At 70.2% G+C, this 18,035-nt stretch carries 18 protein-coding genes; 6 read left to right on the top strand and 12 right to left on the bottom strand.

The window, feature by feature from the left end; all coding sequences use genetic code 11:
* Nucleotides 1–28 precede the first annotated feature (28 nt).
* The 5 genes from gyrB to recF all read right to left on the bottom strand — a co-directional run bounded on the left by gyrB (nucleotide 29) and on the right by recF (nucleotide 5,400).
* Nucleotides 29–2,446, bottom strand: a complete 2,418-nt coding sequence (gene gyrB / locus ACAZ03_RS15540; protein WP_373355018.1) for a DNA topoisomerase (ATP-hydrolyzing) subunit B — start codon at nucleotides 2,444–2,446, stop codon at nucleotides 29–31.
* Nucleotides 2,447–2,538: 92 nt separating this feature from the next.
* Complete coding sequence (locus tag ACAZ03_RS15535; protein WP_373355017.1) at nucleotides 2,539–3,159, bottom strand: LysE family translocator; 621 nt, start codon at nucleotides 3,157–3,159, stop codon at nucleotides 2,539–2,541.
* An 18-nt stretch (nucleotides 3,160–3,177) separates the two neighbouring features.
* Complete coding sequence (locus ACAZ03_RS15530; protein WP_373355015.1) at nucleotides 3,178–3,615, bottom strand: VOC family protein; 438 nt, start codon at nucleotides 3,613–3,615, stop codon at nucleotides 3,178–3,180.
* Nucleotides 3,616–3,797: 182 nt separating this feature from the next.
* Entirely contained in the window at nucleotides 3,798–4,331 is a 534-nt protein-coding gene (locus ACAZ03_RS15525) for a GNAT family N-acetyltransferase (protein ID WP_373355014.1), read from the bottom strand.
* Entirely contained in the window at nucleotides 4,315–5,400 is a 1,086-nt protein-coding gene (recF, locus tag ACAZ03_RS15520; protein WP_373355013.1) for a DNA replication/repair protein RecF, read from the bottom strand. The genes ACAZ03_RS15525 and recF overlap by 17 nt, the downstream gene beginning before the upstream one ends.
* A gap of 94 nt (nucleotides 5,401–5,494) precedes the next feature.
* On the opposite strand from recF, the gene ACAZ03_RS15515 reads away from it, so the two are divergent.
* Nucleotides 5,495–5,710, top strand: a complete 216-nt coding sequence (locus ACAZ03_RS15515; protein WP_373355011.1) for a type II toxin-antitoxin system RelE/ParE family toxin — start codon at nucleotides 5,495–5,497, stop codon at nucleotides 5,708–5,710.
* 78 nt (nucleotides 5,711–5,788) lie between these two features.
* Nucleotides 5,789–6,088: a HigA family addiction module antitoxin gene (locus ACAZ03_RS15510; RefSeq protein WP_373355009.1), complete on the top strand. Its 300-nt coding sequence runs from the start codon at nucleotides 5,789–5,791 to the stop codon at nucleotides 6,086–6,088.
* On the opposite strand, the gene dnaN is transcribed toward ACAZ03_RS15510, so the two are convergent.
* The 5 genes from dnaN to mutM form a co-directional block, all read right to left on the bottom strand.
* Entirely contained in the window at nucleotides 6,069–7,187 is a 1,119-nt protein-coding gene (gene dnaN, locus ACAZ03_RS15505; protein ID WP_373355007.1) for a DNA polymerase III subunit beta, read from the bottom strand. The two genes, ACAZ03_RS15510 and dnaN, sit on opposite strands and share 20 nt — an antisense overlap.
* A 111-nt stretch (nucleotides 7,188–7,298) precedes the next feature.
* Nucleotides 7,299–8,663 (bottom strand): chromosomal replication initiator protein DnaA, encoded by a 1,365-nt coding sequence (gene dnaA, locus ACAZ03_RS15500; protein WP_373355006.1) that lies wholly within the window; start codon nucleotides 8,661–8,663, stop codon nucleotides 7,299–7,301.
* Between the two features lie 685 nt (nucleotides 8,664–9,348).
* Complete coding sequence (gene rpsT / locus ACAZ03_RS15495; RefSeq protein WP_373355004.1) at nucleotides 9,349–9,612, bottom strand: 30S ribosomal protein S20; 264 nt, start codon at nucleotides 9,610–9,612, stop codon at nucleotides 9,349–9,351.
* 149 nt (nucleotides 9,613–9,761) lie between these two features.
* Nucleotides 9,762–10,538, bottom strand: a complete 777-nt coding sequence (locus tag ACAZ03_RS15490) for an enoyl-CoA hydratase-related protein (protein WP_373355003.1) — start codon at nucleotides 10,536–10,538, stop codon at nucleotides 9,762–9,764.
* Nucleotides 10,539–10,591: 53 nt separating this feature from the next.
* The gene (gene mutM, locus ACAZ03_RS15485) at nucleotides 10,592–11,449 is read right to left on the bottom strand and encodes a bifunctional DNA-formamidopyrimidine glycosylase/DNA-(apurinic or apyrimidinic site) lyase (protein ID WP_373355002.1); all 858 of its coding nucleotides are present in this window, start codon (nucleotides 11,447–11,449) and stop codon (nucleotides 10,592–10,594) included.
* 61 nt (nucleotides 11,450–11,510) lie between these two features.
* Here mutM and ubiE point away from each other — a divergent pair, with 61 nt between their 5' ends.
* Nucleotides 11,511–12,254 carry a bifunctional demethylmenaquinone methyltransferase/2-methoxy-6-polyprenyl-1,4-benzoquinol methylase UbiE gene (ubiE, locus tag ACAZ03_RS15480; protein WP_373355001.1) on the top strand — a complete coding sequence of 248 codons (744 nt, stop codon included), beginning with the start codon at nucleotides 11,511–11,513 and terminating at the stop codon, nucleotides 12,252–12,254.
* 2 nt (nucleotides 12,255–12,256) lie between these two features.
* Nucleotides 12,257–13,786: a 2-polyprenylphenol 6-hydroxylase gene (gene ubiB / locus ACAZ03_RS15475; RefSeq protein ID WP_373354999.1), complete on the top strand. Its 1,530-nt coding sequence runs from the start codon at nucleotides 12,257–12,259 to the stop codon at nucleotides 13,784–13,786.
* Nucleotides 13,787–14,347: 561 nt separating this feature from the next.
* On the opposite strand, the gene ACAZ03_RS15470 is transcribed toward ubiB, so the two are convergent.
* Nucleotides 14,348–15,046 carry a flagellar hook capping FlgD N-terminal domain-containing protein gene (locus ACAZ03_RS15470; RefSeq protein WP_373354997.1) on the bottom strand — a complete coding sequence of 233 codons (699 nt, stop codon included), beginning with the start codon at nucleotides 15,044–15,046 and terminating at the stop codon, nucleotides 14,348–14,350.
* Nucleotides 15,047–15,055: 9 nt separating this feature from the next.
* The gene (locus ACAZ03_RS15465) at nucleotides 15,056–16,690 is read right to left on the bottom strand and encodes a flagellar hook-length control protein FliK (protein WP_373354996.1); all 1,635 of its coding nucleotides are present in this window, start codon (nucleotides 16,688–16,690) and stop codon (nucleotides 15,056–15,058) included.
* Between the two features lie 112 nt (nucleotides 16,691–16,802).
* Here ACAZ03_RS15465 and ACAZ03_RS15460 point away from each other — a divergent pair, with 112 nt between their 5' ends.
* On the top strand, nucleotides 16,803–17,123 hold the full coding sequence (locus tag ACAZ03_RS15460; protein ID WP_373354995.1) for a rod-binding protein: 321 nt from the start codon (nucleotides 16,803–16,805) through the stop codon (nucleotides 17,121–17,123).
* Nucleotides 17,116–17,454, top strand: a complete 339-nt coding sequence (locus tag ACAZ03_RS15455) for a hypothetical protein (protein WP_373354993.1) — start codon at nucleotides 17,116–17,118, stop codon at nucleotides 17,452–17,454. Before ACAZ03_RS15460 ends, ACAZ03_RS15455 begins: the two co-directional genes overlap by 8 nt.
* Nucleotides 17,455–18,035: the final 581 nt, after the last annotated feature.

Raw genomic sequence — 18,035 nt, 5'->3', positions numbered from 1 at the left:
CCACCCGGCAGGGCGGGCCGAGCCGGCCTCAGAAGTCCAGATGCTCCACGTTGAGCGCATTCTGCTGGATGAACTCGCGGCGCGGCTCCACCACGTCGCCCATCAGCTTGGTGAACAAATCGTCCGCCTCCGTCGCATCGTCGATCCGCACCTGCAGGAGCGTCCGCGCATCGGGGTCGAGCGTCGTTTCCCAGAGCTGGCTGGGGTTCATCTCGCCGAGCCCCTTGTAGCGCTGGAGCGTCAGCCCGCGCTGGCCTTCCTCGAGGATCGCCTCGAGCAGGTCGAGCGGCCCGTAGATCGTCTGGTTGCGGTCCTTGCGCACCAGCGTCGCCGGGCGCTCGTAGACCTCCTTCAGGCTCTCGGTGAAGCTGCCCGTCCGCCGGGCCTCGCCGGAGCGGAGCATCAGGCCGTCGAGCGTGCGAAGCTCCTCGACGCCGCGGAGAATCCGCGAGAGCCGGATGCCCTTGTCCTGGGTGATCCGGCCCGACCAGCCCTTCTCGTATTCGAGCGCGATGAGGTCGAGCCGCGCCGCCACCTTGTCGGCCACCCCTTGGAGGTCGGCATCCACCGCCCCGGGCACGAAGGCACCGGCGATGGCCGCCTGTTCGAGGATGTGGCGCTGGTAATGCGTCGGGAAGGCGTCGAGCACCCGGCGAAGCTGCCGCGCCTCCTCGACCACGCGGGCGAGGTCGCGGCCCGTGATCTCCATCCCCGAGCCGAGCTTGAGGATCGCGCCGTCGACCCCCTGCTGGATCAGGTAGTCATCGAGCGCCGGCTGATCCTTGAGGTAGACCTCCGACCGCCCGCGCGCGACCTTGTAGAGCGGCGGCTGGGCGATATAGAGATAGCCCCCCTCGATCAGCTCCGGCATCTGGCGGAAGAAGAACGTGAGCAGGAGCGTGCGGATATGCGCGCCGTCGACATCGGCATCCGTCATGATGACGATCTTGTGGTAGCGCAGCTTGTTGATGTTGAACTCGTCGCGCCCGATGCCGGTGCCAAGCGCCATCACCAGATTGCCGATCTCCTGGGAAGAGAGCATCCGGTCGAACCGCGCCCGCTCGACGTTCAGGATCTTGCCCCGCAAGGGGAGGATCGCCTGCGTCCGCCGGTCGCGGCCCGTCTGGGCGGATCCGCCGGCAGAGTCGCCCTCGACGAGGAAGACCTCGGTCTTAGATGGGTCCTTCTCCGAGCAATCCTTGAGCTTGGAGGCGTTGTAGCTGACGTCCATCGCCGATTTGCGGCGGATTTCCCGGGCCTTGCGGGCGGCCTCCCGGGCCGCGGCCGCCTCGACGATCTTGGTTATGATGCCCTTGGCCTCGGCCGGGTTCTCCTCGAACCACTCGCCGAGCTTCTCGTTCACCAGGTTCTCCACCGCCGGCCGCACCTCGGACGAGACGAGCTTGTCCTTGGTCTGGGAGGAGAACTTCGGGTCCGGCACCTTGACCGAGAGCACGCAGGTCAGCCCCTCGCGCGCATCGTCGCCGGTGAGGGAGACCTTCTCCTTCTTCGCGATGCCGCTCTCGGCCACGTATTTCTGGATCGCACGCGTCAGCGCGCCGCGGAAGCCCGCCATATGCGTGCCGCCATCCCGCTGGGGGATGTTGTTCGTGAAGGGCAGGACGGTCTCGTGATAGCTGTCGTTCCACCACATGGCGACCTCGACGGTGATCCCGTCGCGCTCGCCGGTCACATGGATCGGCTCGGGCATGAGCGGCGTCTTCGACCGGTCGAGATAGCGCACGAACTCGCGCACGCCGCCCTCGTAGCTGAGCTCGGATTTCAGCGGCACGGCGGGGCGCTCGTCCTCGAGGATGATCTTCACGCCGGAGTTGAGGAAGGCCAGCTCGCGCAGCCGCTTCTCCAGCATCTCGAAGCTGTAGTCGAGGTTGGAGAAGGTGTTGAGCGAGGCGAGAAAGCGCACCTCGGTGCCCGTCTCGCCATTGGTCTTGCCGATCTGGCGGAGGTGCTCGACCGTGTCGCCCGTCTCGAACCGGGCGAAGTGGATGTTGCCGTCGCGGCCCCAGATCGTCAGCTCCAGCCAGTCGCTGAGCGCGTTGACGACCGAGACGCCGACGCCGTGGAGGCCGCCGGAGACCTTATAGGAATTCTGGTCGAACTTCCCGCCGGCATGGAGCTGGGTCATGATGACCTCGGCGGCGGAGACGCCCTCCTCGGCATGGATGTCGGTCGGGATGCCGCGGCCGTTGTCGCGCACCGAGACCGAATTGTCGGCATGTATTTTCACATGCACATAGTCGGCATAACCGCCCAGCGCCTCGTCGATGCCGTTGTCGACGACCTCGTAGACCATGTGGTGCAGGCCCGAGCCGTCGTCGGTGTCGCCGATATACATCCCCGGGCGCTTCCGGACAGCGTCCAGGCCCCTCAAAACCTTGATGGAATCGGCGCCGTACTCCGGCACGTTGTCTGCGGATTCTGCCATGTAAGGTATTCCTGTCTGCCCGGCGCAAAATATAGTCATTTCGCCGGGGGATGTCACGCCTTTGCCCCCATATTTCGTGGGCTCTGCCGCCGTCAGATGAACGGCAGGACGAGCCCGACGAGGATGAGCAGCGCCCCGGCGACCCGGTTGGTCGTGGCGAGCGCCGCGGGGGACGTCAGGAGACGCCGCGCCCGGTCGATGAAAAGCGCGAGGCAGAGGTTGCCGAGGAGGGGGATGAGAAAGCTCACCGTGCAGATCGCGGCGACATCGGGCCAGGTCAGGGCGCCCAGATCGAAGAAGCCCGGCAGGATGCCCATGTAGAAGAGGATCGCCTTGGGATTGCCGATGATCACGGCCACCCCGGCGGCGAAGCCGGCCCAGCGGCCGGGCCGCGTCAGCCGAGAATTGGCCCCGAGCGGCTTGCCCGCATGGCGGATGATCAGCACCCCCATGGTGAGGAAGATCAGCGAGGCGAGGAGCCTCAGCGCATGCAGGAAGTCCCCCCAGACCGACAGCACCCAGGAGACGCCGAGAATGGCGAGGAGCGGCCAGAGGATGTCGCCCAATGTCACGCCGACCGCGAGCGGCCAGGCGGCGGAGAAGCCGCCCGAAAGGGCGCGCGCCAGAAGCGCCACCCAGACCGGCCCGGGGGTCAGGAACAGAAGCAGGATCGCGAAGGCATAAAGCCCGAGTTCGGCGGGGGTGATACTCATCGGCGGGTGGCTCCGGGCTCAGCTGCCGGGATCGGGCAGCCAGAGCGCGCCGTCCCCGGCGAGCGGCCAGAAGGGGTTATGCGCCAACTCCCAGACATGCCCGTCGGGATCGGCGAAATAGCCCAGATAGCCGCCCCATGCCGTCTCCGCCGGTGCCTTCAGCGCCGTGGCTCCGGCCGAGACGGCGGTCTCGAAAGCGGCATCGACCGCATCGCGGGAGCCATGATATTGCGCCAGAGCCATCGCCCCGGTGCCCAGCGCCGCTCCCGGCCGCCCCTGATCGGCGGCCAGCGCCTCGCGGCCGAAGAGCGCCAGCGCCATGCCGTTCATCTGATAGACCGTCACCCCGCCGCCCGAGCGCGGATGCGGCTCCCAGCCGAGCGCGGCGTAAAAATCCTCCGCCGCCGCCGGATCGGCGACACCGAGGGTGATGAGCGTGACGCGCTGCGGGGTCATGGCCTGTCCTTCGGATCCAGTCCGACTCTGGTAGGCGAGCCGCGCCCCCTTGTCGATCCGCCCGACGGCGTCTCCCGCCCGGCCTCCTTCCATCCCGGATCCCCTTTCATCTGGCCAAAAATACCTCGGAGGTGTGGAGGCAGAGCCTCCACCCGGCCCAACGGGCCGGCCCCCCCGAAAGATCAGAAGCTCCCGCCCATCAGGTCGAGCGGCAGGTCCTCGTCCCACGCCTCCTCCCCGAGCGGCAGGACCATGAGGAGGTCATGGCTGCGCAGATGCACCATCCGGTGCGACCGCGCGCCGTCGAGCCCGAGAAGGCGGATGTTCTGCCCCACCGGCCGGAAGCCGGCAGCGGCGTAGAGCGCCGCCTCGCCGAAGAGGAGGGCGAAGCGGGCGGGCGAGGCTTTCGCCTCCCCGATGGCCTCCTGAAGCAGGGCCGAGGCGATGCCGCGGCCCCGCGCCTCAGGATGGGTGCAGACCTCGCCTATCGTCGCGACATCGACGAGGTGGGGCCCCAGCCGCACGGCGCGGAGGCCCAGCGCCATATGGCCGAGGAGCCGCCCCTCCTCCCGCGCCAGAAGGCGCAGGTGGTGGCGCTGCTTGTAGAAGCTGCGGCCCTCGAAATCGTCCCAGGCGGTGGCGATCAGCGCGGCGATCTCTGCCTCGAGACCGGCGGTCAGCCGCATCTCCTCATGGCGCTCAATCTCGATGGACATGGCTCTCTCCCTCTTCCTCGCGAATCTCGATGCGCTCCGCCCGCTCCCCCAGCTCCTCGAAGAGCTCCGGGCCGGTGCCGGTCAGGAAGGCCTGGGCGCCGAGGGCATGGATCTCGTCATAAAGCGCCGCGCGGCGGGCGGCGTCGAGATGGGCGGCGACCTCGTCGAGGAGGAGGATCGGCGGCGGCCCCTCGGCCGCCAGCGCCCGCGCATTGGCGAGGATCAGCGAGATCAGCAGCGCCTTCTGCTCGCCGGTGGAGCAATCGGCGGCCGGCATGCCCTTCTCGGCCCAGAGCGCCGTCAGATCGGCGCGGTGCGGCCCGTCGAGCGTGCGCCCCGCCGCCATGTCGCGGCGCCGCCCCTCGGCATAGAGCCCGCGCAGCCCCTCATCGGACCCTTGCGGGCCCGCCTCGGGATGCGTGAGCGCCAGCGTCGCGGCGGGGAAGGCCGTGGCCGCGGCGTTCTGCGCCGCCATCAGCGCCCCGATCGCCGCCTGCCGCCCCGCCTGGATGCGGGCGCCGGCAGCGGCCATCTGCCCCTCCAGCGCCTCGTACCAATGCGCGTCGCGGATCATGTCCTTCAGGAGCCGGTTCCGCTCGCGCATCGCCTTGTCATAGGCCAGCGTCGCCTCGGCATGGGCCGGGGCGAAGCTCATCGCCGCCCGGTCGAGAAAGCGCCGCCGCCCCTCGGCGCCCTCGATGAAGAGCCTGTCCATGCTCGGCACCAGCCAGAGGAGCCGCAGCTCCTCCGCCAGCGCCACCTGCGCCGCCGCCTTGCCGCCGATGCGGACGGAGCGGGTCTGGCCGGGCTCGGCGGAGGTCTCGACCTCCTGCCCGCCCTCCAGCTCTGCCGCGATCTTCCAGCCGAGCCCCTCCGGGCGGCGCGAGAACTCCTCCGCCGTGCCCCGCCGGAGGCCGCGGCCGGGGGAGAGGAGCGAGATCGCCTCGATGAGATTGGTCTTGCCGGCGCCGTTCGCCCCATGGATCGCCACGATCCGCCCGTCGAACGCCAGGCGCGCGCGGCGCCAGGAGCGGAAATGCGACAGGGTGAGGCTGGCGAGGCGGGGCATCGGCGCGACTATCGGGGGGTTCGCGCGGGGGGGCAAGCGGGGAGCGGTGACGGCAGCATTGACGAGTGACGTACAGCGTCATAATCTTCCATCAATGATCTTGAGCTATCGAGACCGGAGGACAGCCAGTTTCGCGTTCGGCGAGCGGGTCCGCGCGTTCTCTTCCATCGAGGCGCAGGCGGCGCGGCGTCTGTCGATCCTCAATGCCGCACCCGACCTTGCTGCGCTGCGTGCCCTGCCGAGCAATCGGCTAGAGGCGCTCCGCGGTGACCGGGCGGGGCAATTCTCGATCCGGATCAACGCACAATAGCGGCTCTGCTTCCGCTGGCCCGAGGGGCAATCCCGGCCGTCGGAGGTGGAGATCACCGACTACCACTAGGAGACCTGCATGTTCGCCAGAGCCATTCACCCCGGCGCCGTCCTGAAGGAAGAGCTGGAGGAGATGGGTATCACACCCACCGCCTTCGCACGCGCGATCGAGGTGCCGCCCAATCGCATCAGCCAGATTATCGCAGGAAAGCGCGCCGTCACCGGCGATACCGCGCTGCGCATCGGCCACTGGTTCGGCATGGAGCCGCAATTCTGGCTGAACCTTCAGGCCCAGTTCGAGCTGGCGGAGGCCGATCGGGCGGTGGGCGAGGCCGTGCGCCGGCTGCCCACCCGCCCCGTCACACCCGCATCGGCATGACCACGTAGATGGCGCTCTCGTCGTTGCCCTCGCGCATCAGCGTCGGGTCGCCCGAGGAGTTGAAGAGGAAGACGGCGTTCTCGCGGTCGACCTGGCTCGCGATCTCGAGGAGGTACTTGGCGTTGAAGCCTATCTCCAGCTTGTCGTCGCCATAGGCCACGGCCAGCTCCTCTTCCGCCGCGCCCGAGTCGGGGGCGTTGACGGAGAGCATCAGCCGGTCCTCGTCGAGCGCCAGCTTCACGGCGCGGCTGCGCTCGGAGCTGACGGTGGCGACGCGGTCCACCGCGCGGGCGAATTCGGCGGCGTCGACCTCCAGCCGCTTGGTGTTGTTTTGCGGGATCACCCGGCTGTAATCCGGGAAGGTGCCGTCGATGACCTTGGAGGTCAGCGTGATATCCGGCGTCGCGAAGCGCACCTTGGTCTCGCTGACCGAGACCGCGATCTCCGCCTCGTCATCCTCGAGGAGCTTCCTGAGCTCGCCGACGGTCTTCCGCGGCACGATCACGCCCGGCATGTCTTCGGCCCCCGGCGGGAGCGCGGCGTCTATGCGGGCGAGGCGGTGGCCGTCGGTGGCGACGCAGCGCAGGCGCCGGCCGTCGGGCGTCTCTGCCACATGCATATAGACGCCGTTGAGGTAGTAGCGCGTCTCTTCCGTCGAGATCGCGAATTTCGACTTGTCGAAGAGCCGCTTCAAGACCGCCGCCGGCGCCGCGAAATTCGCGGCGTAATCGGCGCTCGCCATCACCGGGAAGTCTTCCTTCGGCAGGGTCGAGAGCTGGAAGCTCGACCGCCCCGCCTCGATGGAGAGCCGCCCGGCATGAGACTGGTCGGAGAGCGTCACCAGCGCCCCATCGGGCAGCTTGCGGACGATCTCGTTCAGAAGCACCGCCGGCACGGTCGTGGCGCCGGCGCGCTCGACCTGGGCGGGGGCCCTGTCCACCACCTCGACATCGAGATCGGTGGCGCGGAAGCGCACGGTGTCGCCCTCCGCCTCGATGTGCACATTGGCGAGGATCGGAATGGTGTTGCGCCGCTCGACGACCGATTGCGCCTGCGCCACGGCCTTCAGGAGCGCGCCGCGTTCGATGCTGAGTTTCATGACCCCTCGCTCGTTCTGACCCCGGCCGTTCCGGGCCGGGATCGGCAGACTAGCGCCTTGCCCCCATGGCACAAGGCCTTTGTGGCGGATTGCGCCGCCGCGGGAGCCCGGTCAGGCCTCCAGCGCGCGGCGCAGGAGCTCGAGATCCTCGGCGATCTGCGCATCCTTGCCCTTGAGCTCCTCGATGCGCTTGACGGCATGGATGACCGTGGTGTGGTCGCGCCCGCCGAAGCGGCGGCCGATCTCGGGCAGCGAGCGGTTGGTCATGGTCTTGGCGAGGAACATCGCCACCTGCCGCGGCCGCGCGTAATGGCGCACGCGTTTGGGGCCGATGAGGTCGGAAAGGCGGATGGAATAATGGTCGGAGACCTTCCGCTGGATCTCGTCGATCGAGATCTTCTTGTCGGAGGCGCGCAGGATGTCGGCGAGGCAATCCTGCGCCAGATCGAGCGTGATCGGCTGGCCGACGAGCGAGGCGAAGGCGAAGAGCCGCGTCAGCGCGCCCTCGAGCACGCGGACGTTGGTCGAGATGCGGTGGGCGAGGAATTCGAGCACGCCCTCGCGGATCTCCAGCCCCGGATATTGCGCGCGATAGGTCTCGACCTTCGATTGCAGGATGCCGATGCGGAGCTCGAAATCGGTGGGGTGGAGGTCCACCACCAGACCGCATTGCAGGCGCGAGCGGATGCGCTCCTCCATGTCCTTCATGTCGCCGGGCAGGCGGTCGCCGGAGATGACGATCTGCTTGCGGGCATCGACCAGGGCATTGAACGTGTGGAAGAATTCCTCCTGCGTGGAATCCTTGCCGGCGATGAACTGCACGTCGTCGACCATCAGCACGTCCACGGCTCGGAACATCTGCTTGAAGTCGAACATGCGCTTTTCGCGCAGCGCCGCGATGAAGCGGTACATGAACTGCTCGGCGGAGAGGTAGATGACCACCTTCTCGGGGCTGCGGGCGCGGAGCTCATGGGCGATGGCATGCATCAGGTGCGTCTTGCCGAGCCCGTTGCCGCCATAGAGGAAAAGCGGGTTGAAGGTCACCTCGCCGCCCTCGGCGACGCGGCGGGCGGCGGCATGGGCCAGCTCGTTCGGCTTGCCGACGACGAAGCGCTCGAAGGTGAAGCGCGAATCGAGCCCGGCGTTGGAGGCGGGCGGGGCAGGGGGCGTGCCCGCGGGGGCGGCGGTCGCGGCGGCGGCCGGGGCGCCGGGCTTGCCGCCCGGCTCGGCCTTGAGGTTGGCGGCGCCGAAGCTCAGCCGCTCGACGCTCTCGCCGGAGCGGCGGAGCTGGTAGAGGATGTGCTCGCCGAAATTCTCGGAAACATATTTGCCGAAGAACGGGCTCGGCGCGGTGAAGGCGGCCACGCCGTCCTTCAGGTCAGCGAATTCCAGCGGTTCGATCCAGGTCTTCCAGATCCCTGCCCCGATGGCGCCCTTCATGTCTTCGCGCAGGCTTGCCCATTTTTCGTTCGTCATGCCCTTTTGACCCTCGTTCGTTTGCCCCGGGGGCGGCGACATGCGCCGTCCCGCGCCGGACTGCCACCGGCTGCGCGCCTTACCTCGATCTGGGGGCCGCGAGCTTGGTGCACGCGGGCAACAACTTGCCGGGGCGGCCGGGCGCAGTCGGCGCCTTGCCGCAGGCAACAGGATCATGGCCGCCCGCCCCGGCCCTGCCGCCGGATGCAAACGGATCAAACTCGGCCAGTGATGTCGGCCGCGCACTCGAACTCCGTCATGACCGCAAACGGGTCACGGTTCATCACCGTGTCACGCAGGCGAGCCAGTCTTTCGGATTCGGCCATGTCCCCCCAGGAACGATGTGAATCGCTCGGGCAAGCTAGCCCGCCGATCGCGGCACAAACAACTCCACAACTCGCTTGACTCAGGAGATTGCCGAGCCCGAATCCCGCGCCGCGTGAAATTCGGGGGACTTAGCCGGGCCGGTGGCCGAAAAGCCGCAGCGGCGATGTGGCCGGCGGCGGCGGTGCTGCGGCAGAGCTTGACGGGACAAGTGCCCGAATCGGTTGAAAAAGGTTAAGCCGGTGATCGCCCCTGCGACGGCGCCGGACGGGGCCGCGGAAAGCGCTCATTTTCCGCTCATCCTTCCGAAATGAAAAAGGGCGCCCCGGGGGCGCCCTCATTCGATCTCGATGCCTGGCTGTCAGGCCAGCGACTTCACGCGCGAGGCAAGGCGCGACATCTTCCGCGAGGCGGTGTTCTTGTGAAGGATGCCCTTCGAGACGGAGCGCATCAGCTCGGGCTGGGCGGTCTTGAGCGCCTCGGCGGCGGCGGCCTGGTCGCCGGAGGCGATGGCCTCCTCGACCTTACGGAGATAGCTGCGCATGCGCGAGCGGCGCGCCTTGTTGATCGCGTAGCGGGTCGCGTTCTGCTTGGCGCGCTTCTTGGATTGCGGCGAATTGGCCATGGGCTTTGTCCTCGGATCGTCGTTCACATAATGGCAGCGTGTCGAAACGACCCGGGTCGGGTTCCCTACCGGCGACATCCGGCCAAGCGGGCCTCACACGCATATGGGGGCGCCTATAGAGGAGCCCGCCGCAAAAGGAAAGGCCCCGCTCAGCGGTCGCGGAACTGGGGCGTGCGCTTCTCGCGGAACGCCTCCATCCCCTCCGCCTGGTCATGGGTCGCGAAGAGCGCGAGGAAGAGCCGCCGCTCGGAGCGGAGCCCCTCGGCCAGCGGCGTCTCGAAGGCGGCGTTCACCGCCTCCTTGGCGGCGAGCATGGCGGGCATCGACTTGGCGGCGATCTTGCGCGCCATGGTCCGCGCCTCCGAAAGCAGCTCGCGCGCCGGCACGATGCGGGCGACGAGCCCGGCGCGCTCTGCCTCCTCCGCCTCCATCATGCGGCCGGTCAGGTGCAGGTCCATCGTCTTGGCCTTGCCGATGGCGCGGGCCATGCGCTGGGTGCCGCCCATGCCGGCGATGATGCCGAGGTTGATCTCGGGCTGGCCGAACTTGGCGGTGTCGGCGGCGATGATCGTGTCGCACATCATCGCCAGCTCGCAGCCGCCGCCGAGGCAATAGCCTGCCACCGCGGCGATGACCGGCTTGCGGATATTCGCGAGCCGCCGCGCCTCGGGCCCGTAGAGATCGGCGAGATAGGCGTCGGCGAAGTCGAACTCCGCCATCTCCGCCACATCGGCGCCGGCGGCGAAGGCCTTCTCCGAGCCGGTGACGATCACGACGCGCACATCGGGCGAGGCATCGGCGGCCTCGAGCGCCGTGCCGAGCTCCTTCAGGAGCGCCCGGTTGAGGGCGTTCATCGCCTCGGGGCGATTGAGCGTGATGGTCGCGACGTCGTCGGCAATCTCGACCTTGAGGAGGGCATAGGCCATCGGGGGCTCCGGTTTTCTGGGTGGCGGGAGGCAACGCTGCCCTGCCCGGCATGTCAATGCCGCGGGGTCAGTCCTGACTGGCAGGTCGGGCAGAGGAAGGTGGAGCGGCCGGACTGGGCGATCCGCTCGACCGGCGTGCCGCAGCGGGGGCAGGGCGCGCCCTCGCGCCCGTAGACGCGGAAGGTGTGCTGGAAATAGCCGAGCTCCCCCGTCGCCTGCCGGTGATCGGAGATGGACGAGCCGCCGGCGGCGATGGCCTCGGTCAGCACCTCGCGGATAGCGGCGACAAGTGGCTCGGGGTCCGCGAGCGCGCCGGAGGGCATGAGCGGCGAGAGCTGCGCCCGGTGCAGCGCCTCGCAGACATAGATATTGCCGAGCCCGGCGACGATCTTCTGATCCATCAGCGCCGCCTTCAGCGGCAGGGCGCGCCCCTTGAGCCGCTCCGCCAGATAGGCGGCGTCGAAGCTGTTGCCGAGCGGCTCCGGCCCGAGGCCCGCCAGCAGCTTGTGCGTCTCGATCAGCGCCGTCGGCCAGAGGTCGAGCGCCCCGAAGCGCCGTGCATCGTTCAGCGCGATCCGCGCGCCGTTTTCCATGTCGAGCACCACGTGATCGTGTTTCTCGGGCGTCGCGCGCTCATGGCGGAAGCTCCCGGGCGCCTCGCCAGAGATCGTCATCCGCCCCGACATCCCCAGATGCAGGATCATCGTCTCGCCGCCATCCAGCCCCGCGAGGATGTATTTCGACCGCCGCCCCAGCATCTCGACCCGCCGCCCGGTCAGCCGTTCGGCGAGCCGCTCCGGGAAGGGCCAGCGCAGCCCCTCGCGCCGCACTTCGGCGGCGGCGATCACCTGTCCTTCCATCGCCGGGGCGAGGCCGCGGCGCACCGTCTCGACTTCCGGCAGTTCGGGCATGGGGTTTCTCCTTGGAACCCCCGGGTGTAAGCCCCATCTCGTTGAAGAGGAAGGGCCGGGAATGGACGAGAAGCGAACGCATTTCGGGTTTGAGGACATACCGGAGGCCGAGAAGGCCGGCCGGGTGCGCGGCGTCTTCGAAAGCGTCGCCTCGCGCTACGACCTGATGAACGATCTGATGAGCGCCGGCATCCACCGCGTCTGGAAGGCCGCGATGATGGACTGGCTGGCGCCGCGCAATGGCCAGCGCCTGCTCGACGTGGCCGGCGGCACCGGCGACATCGCCTTCCGCTTCCTCGCCCGGGCGCCCGAGGCTTCCGCCGTCGTCTGCGACATGACCGAGGGCATGCTCGAGGCCGGCAAGCGCCGGGCCGAGGCCGAGGCGCTCTCCGGCAAGCTCGACTGGGTGGTGGGCGACGCCATGGCGCTGCCCTTCGAAGACAGCTCCTTCGACGTCTACACGATCTCCTTCGGCATAAGGAACGTCACCGACCCGCAGCAGTCGCTGCACGAGGCCTTCCGCGTGCTCCGGCCCGGCGGGCGGCTGATGGTGCTGGAGTTCTCGCAGCTTCCCGTTCCGATGGCCCAGAAGCTCTACGACGCTTATTCCTTCAACGTCATCCCGCCCATGGGCCAGATGGTGACGGGCGACCGCGACAGCTACCAGTATCTGGTCGAGTCGATCCGACGCTTCCCGGATCAGGAGACCTTCCTCGGGATGCTCCGCACCGCCGGCTTCGAGCGGGCGAGCTACCGGAACCTCTCGATGGGCATCGCCGCGCTCCATTCCGGCTGGAAGATCTGAGAGTGCGGGGCCCCCACAACCTCCTTCGCCTCATCCGCACCGGCGCCACCTTCGAGCGATCGGGGGCGATGGGCGAGGTGCTGCGCGCGATGGAGGCGCCGCCGCTCGTCGCCGCCGTGACGCGGGTGCTCGGCTGGCCCTTCCGCTGGCTCGGCTACCGGGGCGACCCCTCGCTGCCGCCCGTCACCCGGGCGCTGACCGAGCTGGGGCCGGCCTATATCAAGTTCGGCCAGATCCTCTCGACCCGCCCCGATGTGGTGGGCGAGGATCTCGCCCGCCAGCTTCAGGTCCTGCAGGACAAGCTGCCGCCCTTCCCGACCGAGGTCGCCCGCGCCGAGGTGGCGCGCGAGCTCGGCCGGCCGGTGGAGGAGGTCTTCTCGGAGTTCTCCGGCCCCGTGGCGGCGGCCTCGCTCGCCCAGGTCCACCATGCGCGGCTGGCCGAGACGGGCGAGGAGGTGGCGGTCAAGGTGCTCCGCCCCGGCATCGAGCGCGCCTGCCGCCGCGATACCGACGCCTTCCGCTTTGCCGCCCGGATGATCGAGGGGCTGATGCCCGGCGTCCGCCGCCTTCGCCCCATTGACGTGGTGGAGCATTTCGAAAGCGTGCTCTTCGCCGAGCTCGACCTCAGGCTCGAGAGCGCCGCGGCCTCGGAATTCGCCGCCAATACCGAGGACGATCCGCTCTTCCGCGTGCCGCGTGTGAAGTGGAACGCCTCGGGCCGCCGCGTCATGACGCTCGGCTGGGCGGAGGGCATCGGCCTCGCCGATCTCGCCGCCATCGACGCCGCCGGGATCGACCGCAAGGCGCTGGCCGAGCGGGTGCTGCAGCTCTTCCTCATGCATGCGCTGCGGGACGGCTACTTCCACGGCGACATGCATCAGGGCAACCTCAAGGTCGCCCCCGACGGCACGCTCATCGCCTTCGATTTCGGCATCATGGGCCGGATCGACGATTACACGCGGCGCGTCTATGCCGAGATCCTCTTCGGCTTCATCCGCCGCGACTATCGCCGCGTGGCGGAGGTGCATTTCGAGGCCGGCTATGTGCCCGCCGACCGGGAGGTCGACGAATTCGCCCGCGCCCTGCGGGCCGTCGGCGAGCCGATTTTCGGCATGGACGCGACGCATATCTCCATGGGGCGGCTCCTGTCCTATCTCTTCGAGGTGACGGAGCGCTTCGGGATGCAGACGCGGACGGAGCTGATCCTCCTGCAGCGGACCATGGTGGTGGTCGAGGGCGTGGCCCGCTCGCTCGATCCGCATATCAACATCTGGCAGGTCGCCCGGCCGGTGGTGGAGGATTACATCAAGGAAGAGCTCGGCCCGAAGGCCATGCTCCGCGACCTCGCCGCCACCGCCCGCGTCCTCGCCCGCTTCGGCCCCCGCCTGCCGGCCCTCGCCGAAGAGGCGCTGCAGCGCACGGCCCGGGCGGAAGACGAGGCCGAGCGCCTCGACGCCGGCCAGCGGGTGGCCTGGGCCGCCATCGGCGCCGCGGGCGCGGCGGTGCTGATCTGGGTGGTGGCGCTGATCTGAGGGGCGGGGCCACTGGGTCGGCGTCCGCCTGGCCGCCGCCTCTTCAGCCGCACCGCTCCGGCCCCGCCGAGCTGTTTCCTCCGCCAGCCCAGATCTGAGCGGGGCGGATCTCCAGCGCCTTCGTCGCTGTCCCCTCTGTCGCCCGCTGCCATACTCATCTGGATGGCGATCTTGATCGGAAGGGGGCCCCTTCCGCCTCCGCCTCCTCCATGGCCGTTGCGGACGAACCCAGCCGCCCGTGCCGCGTCCGCCCGGCCGTCTCAGCCACCGTGCTGATCTGCGTGATGGCAATGATCCCCGGTTAAGTGCCGTCCCACGCAGCCACCGTCAACGCAAAGGCCCCAGTGGCCCGCTCGATGCCCCGCCTCAGCGGCACCCCCCGCCCTCCCATGGGGCACCCGGCCCCCCGAGGGACCCTCTTGCCCATGCCCCTTTCCAAATACCTCAGGGGTGTGGGGGCTGGCCCCCACCCGAACCGGGGGTCCGGGGGCCTGAGGGCCCCCGGGAGGGCAGGGGGTTCGGGGGATGCAATCCCCCGACCGCCTCCGTCCGCCCCGGCCCTCAGCCCTGATCCACGCCCCGGATGCCGCTGACCGCCGTCGCCGGCAGCGCCGTGCCGCCTTCGAGCACCAGCACCACCTCGCCATTCTCGGCCCGCACCTCGTTGACCTCGGCATAGAGCTCGGTCTTCTCGCGGAGCAGCTCCTCGCCGGCCGCGTAGGAGACGGTGACGAAGCTGTAGAGCCCCTCGGGCAGCGGGTTTCCGTCGGCATCGAGCCCGTCCCATTCGATGGGGTCGGCCGAGACGGGCGCCTCGAAGCGAGCGACGGTCGCCCCGGCGGCGTTCTTCACGACGATCTCCACCCGGTCCGACCCGGCGGCCGGATTGGGGGCGAGCGTGATCGGCGCGCCGTCGAACCAGGCCGGCGCGGCGACGCGCACCTCGCGGCCCACCCAGGCGGCCATATCGGCCATGGAGGACAGCCCGAGCTGCCCCGACATCGCCGAGAGGAGGTCGTTGGTCAGCACCTGCTGCTCGACGCCCGAGAAGGTGGCGAGCTGCATGGCGAAGTCATCGGCATCCACCGGGTCCAGCGGGTCCTGGTTCTGCAGCTGCACCGTGAGCATCCGCAGGAACGTGTTGAAATCCGAGGTGATGACCGCCTGCCCCTCGGACTGGCCGGGGCTGCCATAGGCCGGCGGCGGCGCGGCAGAACCGGGGCCGGCGGCGGCGGCTGCGGTGGTGGGGGAGGTATCCATGCTGGCTCCTCAAAGTCGAAGGTCGAGCCCGGAGGCGGCGGCATTGCCCGGGCCGGGGGCGGCCTCGGGCGGAATCTGGGCGAAGGGCGTCTCGCTGCCCGACGCGCGAGGGCTGGCCGGGCCGGAATCGGAAGACGGGTCCCGCCCCTCCGCCGCGCCCTCGCCGGAGGTGAAGTCGAGCTGCACATCCTCGTAGCCGAGTTCCTGCATCTCGCGGGCCAGCTCGGCGGCGTGGCGGCGGAGGAGATCCGCCGTGTCCTGACGCTCGGCGCTGATCTGCAGCACCATCGTGCCGTCATGGCTGTGCAGCACCATCCGCAGATGGCCGAGCTCCTCGGGTGACAGGCGAATCTCCACCCGTTCGCCCGGGGTCTGCGGCAGGGCGGCGGTGACCTGCACGATCGTCTCCCGCGCGGCGGCGGGCATGGCATTGGTGCCGGAGGCGGCGATGGAGGCGGCGCTCGTGCCGCTCCCCTGCACCGCGACGGCGGCGTCGAGCCGCGTCTGGCCCTCGGGGGTGTCGCCGCCGGTCTGGCCGGGCAGCGCGCTCCCCTCCTGCCCGGCGAGCGGGATCGGCTGCGCCGGCAGCGCCGCGCCGGAGGGCTGGGCCGCGGGCGGGGCGGCCATGGGCTCGGCGCCGGCCCTGTCGGTGCCGGGACCCATCCGCGCCTCGGCGCGGGCGGGATCAGCGGTGGAGCGCCGGAGCCGGGGCCCGCCCTCCTCTTCCGCGCCCGGGCCGCTCCGCCCGGAGGCTGCGGCATTCGCGGCGCCGCTAGCGGCACCCGTGGCCGAACTGGCGGCCGCGGCGGCCGTCAGCCCCGCGCCGGGGGCGCCCTGGGCTTGGCCCAGCGCGGTGCCGGGTAGCGCCTCGTCCGCCACGGCGGAGGGATCGCCCAGCGGCAGGGCTGTGCCGGTTGGGCCCGCAGCGCCCGTCGCCAGCGGGCTGGTGGCCCGAGGCGCCGCCGCGCCGGCGGCGGCCGCCACGGTGCCCGGCTGCGCCGCGCCCCCGGCCGCGAGCGTGCCGAGAATCGCCGCGGCGCGGCCGCTCCGGCCCGCACCGTCGGCCCCAGGGGCGGGGGCGGGCATGTCGCCCTCGCCGGCCTCGCCCGGCAGGGGCGTACTGGCCGCCGAAAGGAGAGCCCGTTCGCCGCTCGCCCCGGCGCGGGAAGCGCCCGCGCCCGCGGCGGCGCCCGCCGCACGGAGGAGGAGCGCGGCCTCGGCCGATTCGGCCTCGGACAAGGCGGGCGTGGCGCCGGGCAGCGCGAAGACCTGCAGGGGCTCGGGCGCGGGCAGGGTGGCGCCCTCCTTGCCGCTGCCCTCCGCCTCGGCCGCGCCGCCCTTGCCGGACGTGCCGGTCTGGCCGGCCTCCCCCGCCTCGCGCCTGGACCCGGCGCCGGAGCCCGCCCCGGTGTCGCCCGCGGGGCCTTCGGCCCGCCCCGCCTGCCCGCGGCTTTCGCCCGCGCTTCCGGTCTCGCGCCCGGTCCGGCCGGCCGCGCCGCGGTCATAGACATCGGCGAACGGGCTGTCGCGCCGGTCCTGCCGGCGGTCGGGCGGGCTGCCGCCCGCATCGCGGCGCTGGGCGGGCTTGGACGGGGGCGCCTCGGGGGCGATCGCTGGTCCGTTCTGGACGAGGAGGAAGGTCATCGGCTCACCGGTTGGGACTGAAACTGGCCTCCTCCATAGACCGATCAGCCTTACCGGCTTTTTAACCGCGATCGGGGAGTGTCAGGAAAATTCGCCGCGAACGGAGCTCCGGATGCGACCTGATCCCCTTCTGCCCATGGCCGGCCTGCCGGCGCCCCGACCGGAGGCTGCTGCCGGCCCGCGCCCCGGCGCCGCGCCGGCGGACGAGACCGCCCTGATGGAGGCCGCAAAGGCTCTGGAGGCGAGCTTTCTCGCCGAAATGCTCAAGTCGACCGGCCTCGGCGAGATGCCCTCCGAGTTCGGCGGCGGCGCGGGGGAGGAGCAGTTCGCCTCCTTCCTGCGCGAGGAGCAGGCCCGCGCCATGGTCGCCGCCGGCGGCATCGGCCTTGCCGAGCAGCTCTTCGCCTCGCTCGTGAGTCGCGCCGATGGCTGAGCCGCTCGTCACCCGATTCGAAGCGCTGCTCTCGGAAGAGCGGCAATGCATCCTCGCCGGGGATTTCGGCGGGCTGGAACCGCTCGGCTCCCGCAAGGCGGCGCTGTTCGAGGAGCTGCGGCAAAGCGCCGATGCCGGCGCGCTCCGGCGGATCGGCACGGGGCTGAAGCGCAACCAGCGGCTGCTTTCCGCCGCCATTTCGGGCGTGCGCGAGGCCGAGCGGCGGGTGTCCTTGCTGACCGGCGCGGCGGCGGAGTTCACCACCTACGATGCCAGGGGACGGCAGGCCCCCACCGGCAAGGCGCGCCGCGCCCTCGACGGCAGGGCCTGAGCGGGCAGGGTGGGTTTTGGCCCACCGCCCCAGGCGATTCCGCCCGTCTGGGCGGGCCGAGCTCGTCCCCCGGTGCCGCGCAGGGTGAGCGCCGGCCCTTGGGTTGGCGCTCCTACCGCCACCGCATCGCGCTTTAGGGTGCCGCCACATCCTCGCTTGAAGCGTTGCGCAGCCCCTCGGAAGCGCCAGCCCGCGGGACGGGACGACGCTCGCCCTCAAGCCTGCGGCGCGCACCGGGGGGGAACAGCGGCGAGGTCAGAGCCCGGGCCAGGTCGGAGCCTGTCGGTGCGTCCCAAGCGGGCGGCTCAGCGGCGAGGTTTGCATTCGGCCCGGCGCAAGCCCGGCTCCGGCAGGCGGCCTCTCATCGTCCAAAGCCCTCATCCCCCGAGTTGAATTGAATTGGCGGTATCTCCGCCCCCCGGCCTTAGAGCGGCGTTAAGCCTGACCGGCGATACCGTCCTTCGCATCCAGGAGGATGGCGCGACTGGCCCGACCGGGCCGACCCCGCAGACGTCAGAATGACCTTTCGTCCCGCCGCTCCGCACCGGGGCTGTGGATCATGAACGCATGGCGCAAAAGCG

It is taken from the genome of Pseudoroseicyclus sp. CXY001 (assembly GCF_041714655.1).
GTDB lineage: Bacteria > Pseudomonadota > Alphaproteobacteria > Rhodobacterales > Rhodobacteraceae > Pseudoroseicyclus_A.
Note: the sequence above shows the minus strand (reverse complement) of the source record. Positions and strands in the feature narration are given on the sequence as shown.

Bases quoted from the DNA above. Each gene is read 5' to 3' on its own strand.
- gyrB (WP_373355018.1), bottom strand. From the start codon at position 2,446: ATGGCAGAATCCGCAGACAACGTGCCGGAGTACGGCGCCGATTCCATC.
- ACAZ03_RS15535 (WP_373355017.1), bottom strand. From the start codon at position 3,159: ATGAGTATCACCCCCGCCGAACTCGGGCTTTATGCCTTCGCGATCCTG.
- ACAZ03_RS15530 (WP_373355015.1), bottom strand. From the start codon at position 3,615: ATGACCCCGCAGCGCGTCACGCTCATCACCCTCGGTGTCGCCGATCCG.
- ACAZ03_RS15525 (WP_373355014.1), bottom strand. From the start codon at position 4,331: ATGTCCATCGAGATTGAGCGCCATGAGGAGATGCGGCTGACCGCCGGT.
- recF (WP_373355013.1), bottom strand. From the start codon at position 5,400: ATGCCCCGCCTCGCCAGCCTCACCCTGTCGCATTTCCGCTCCTGGCGC.
- ACAZ03_RS15515 (WP_373355011.1), top strand. From the start codon at position 5,495: ATGATCTTGAGCTATCGAGACCGGAGGACAGCCAGTTTCGCGTTCGGC.
- ACAZ03_RS15510 (WP_373355009.1), top strand. From the start codon at position 5,789: ATGTTCGCCAGAGCCATTCACCCCGGCGCCGTCCTGAAGGAAGAGCTG.
- dnaN (WP_373355007.1), bottom strand. From the start codon at position 7,187: ATGAAACTCAGCATCGAACGCGGCGCGCTCCTGAAGGCCGTGGCGCAG.
- dnaA (WP_373355006.1), bottom strand. From the start codon at position 8,663: ATGACGAACGAAAAATGGGCAAGCCTGCGCGAAGACATGAAGGGCGCC.
- rpsT (WP_373355004.1), bottom strand. From the start codon at position 9,612: ATGGCCAATTCGCCGCAATCCAAGAAGCGCGCCAAGCAGAACGCGACC.
- ACAZ03_RS15490 (WP_373355003.1), bottom strand. From the start codon at position 10,538: ATGGCCTATGCCCTCCTCAAGGTCGAGATTGCCGACGACGTCGCGACC.
- mutM (WP_373355002.1), bottom strand. From the start codon at position 11,449: ATGCCCGAACTGCCGGAAGTCGAGACGGTGCGCCGCGGCCTCGCCCCG.
- ubiE (WP_373355001.1), top strand. From the start codon at position 11,511: ATGGACGAGAAGCGAACGCATTTCGGGTTTGAGGACATACCGGAGGCC.
- ACAZ03_RS15470 (WP_373354997.1), bottom strand. From the start codon at position 15,046: ATGGATACCTCCCCCACCACCGCAGCCGCCGCCGCCGGCCCCGGTTCT.
- ACAZ03_RS15465 (WP_373354996.1), bottom strand. From the start codon at position 16,690: ATGACCTTCCTCCTCGTCCAGAACGGACCAGCGATCGCCCCCGAGGCG.
- ACAZ03_RS15460 (WP_373354995.1), top strand. From the start codon at position 16,803: ATGCGACCTGATCCCCTTCTGCCCATGGCCGGCCTGCCGGCGCCCCGA.
- ACAZ03_RS15455 (WP_373354993.1), top strand. From the start codon at position 17,116: ATGGCTGAGCCGCTCGTCACCCGATTCGAAGCGCTGCTCTCGGAAGAG.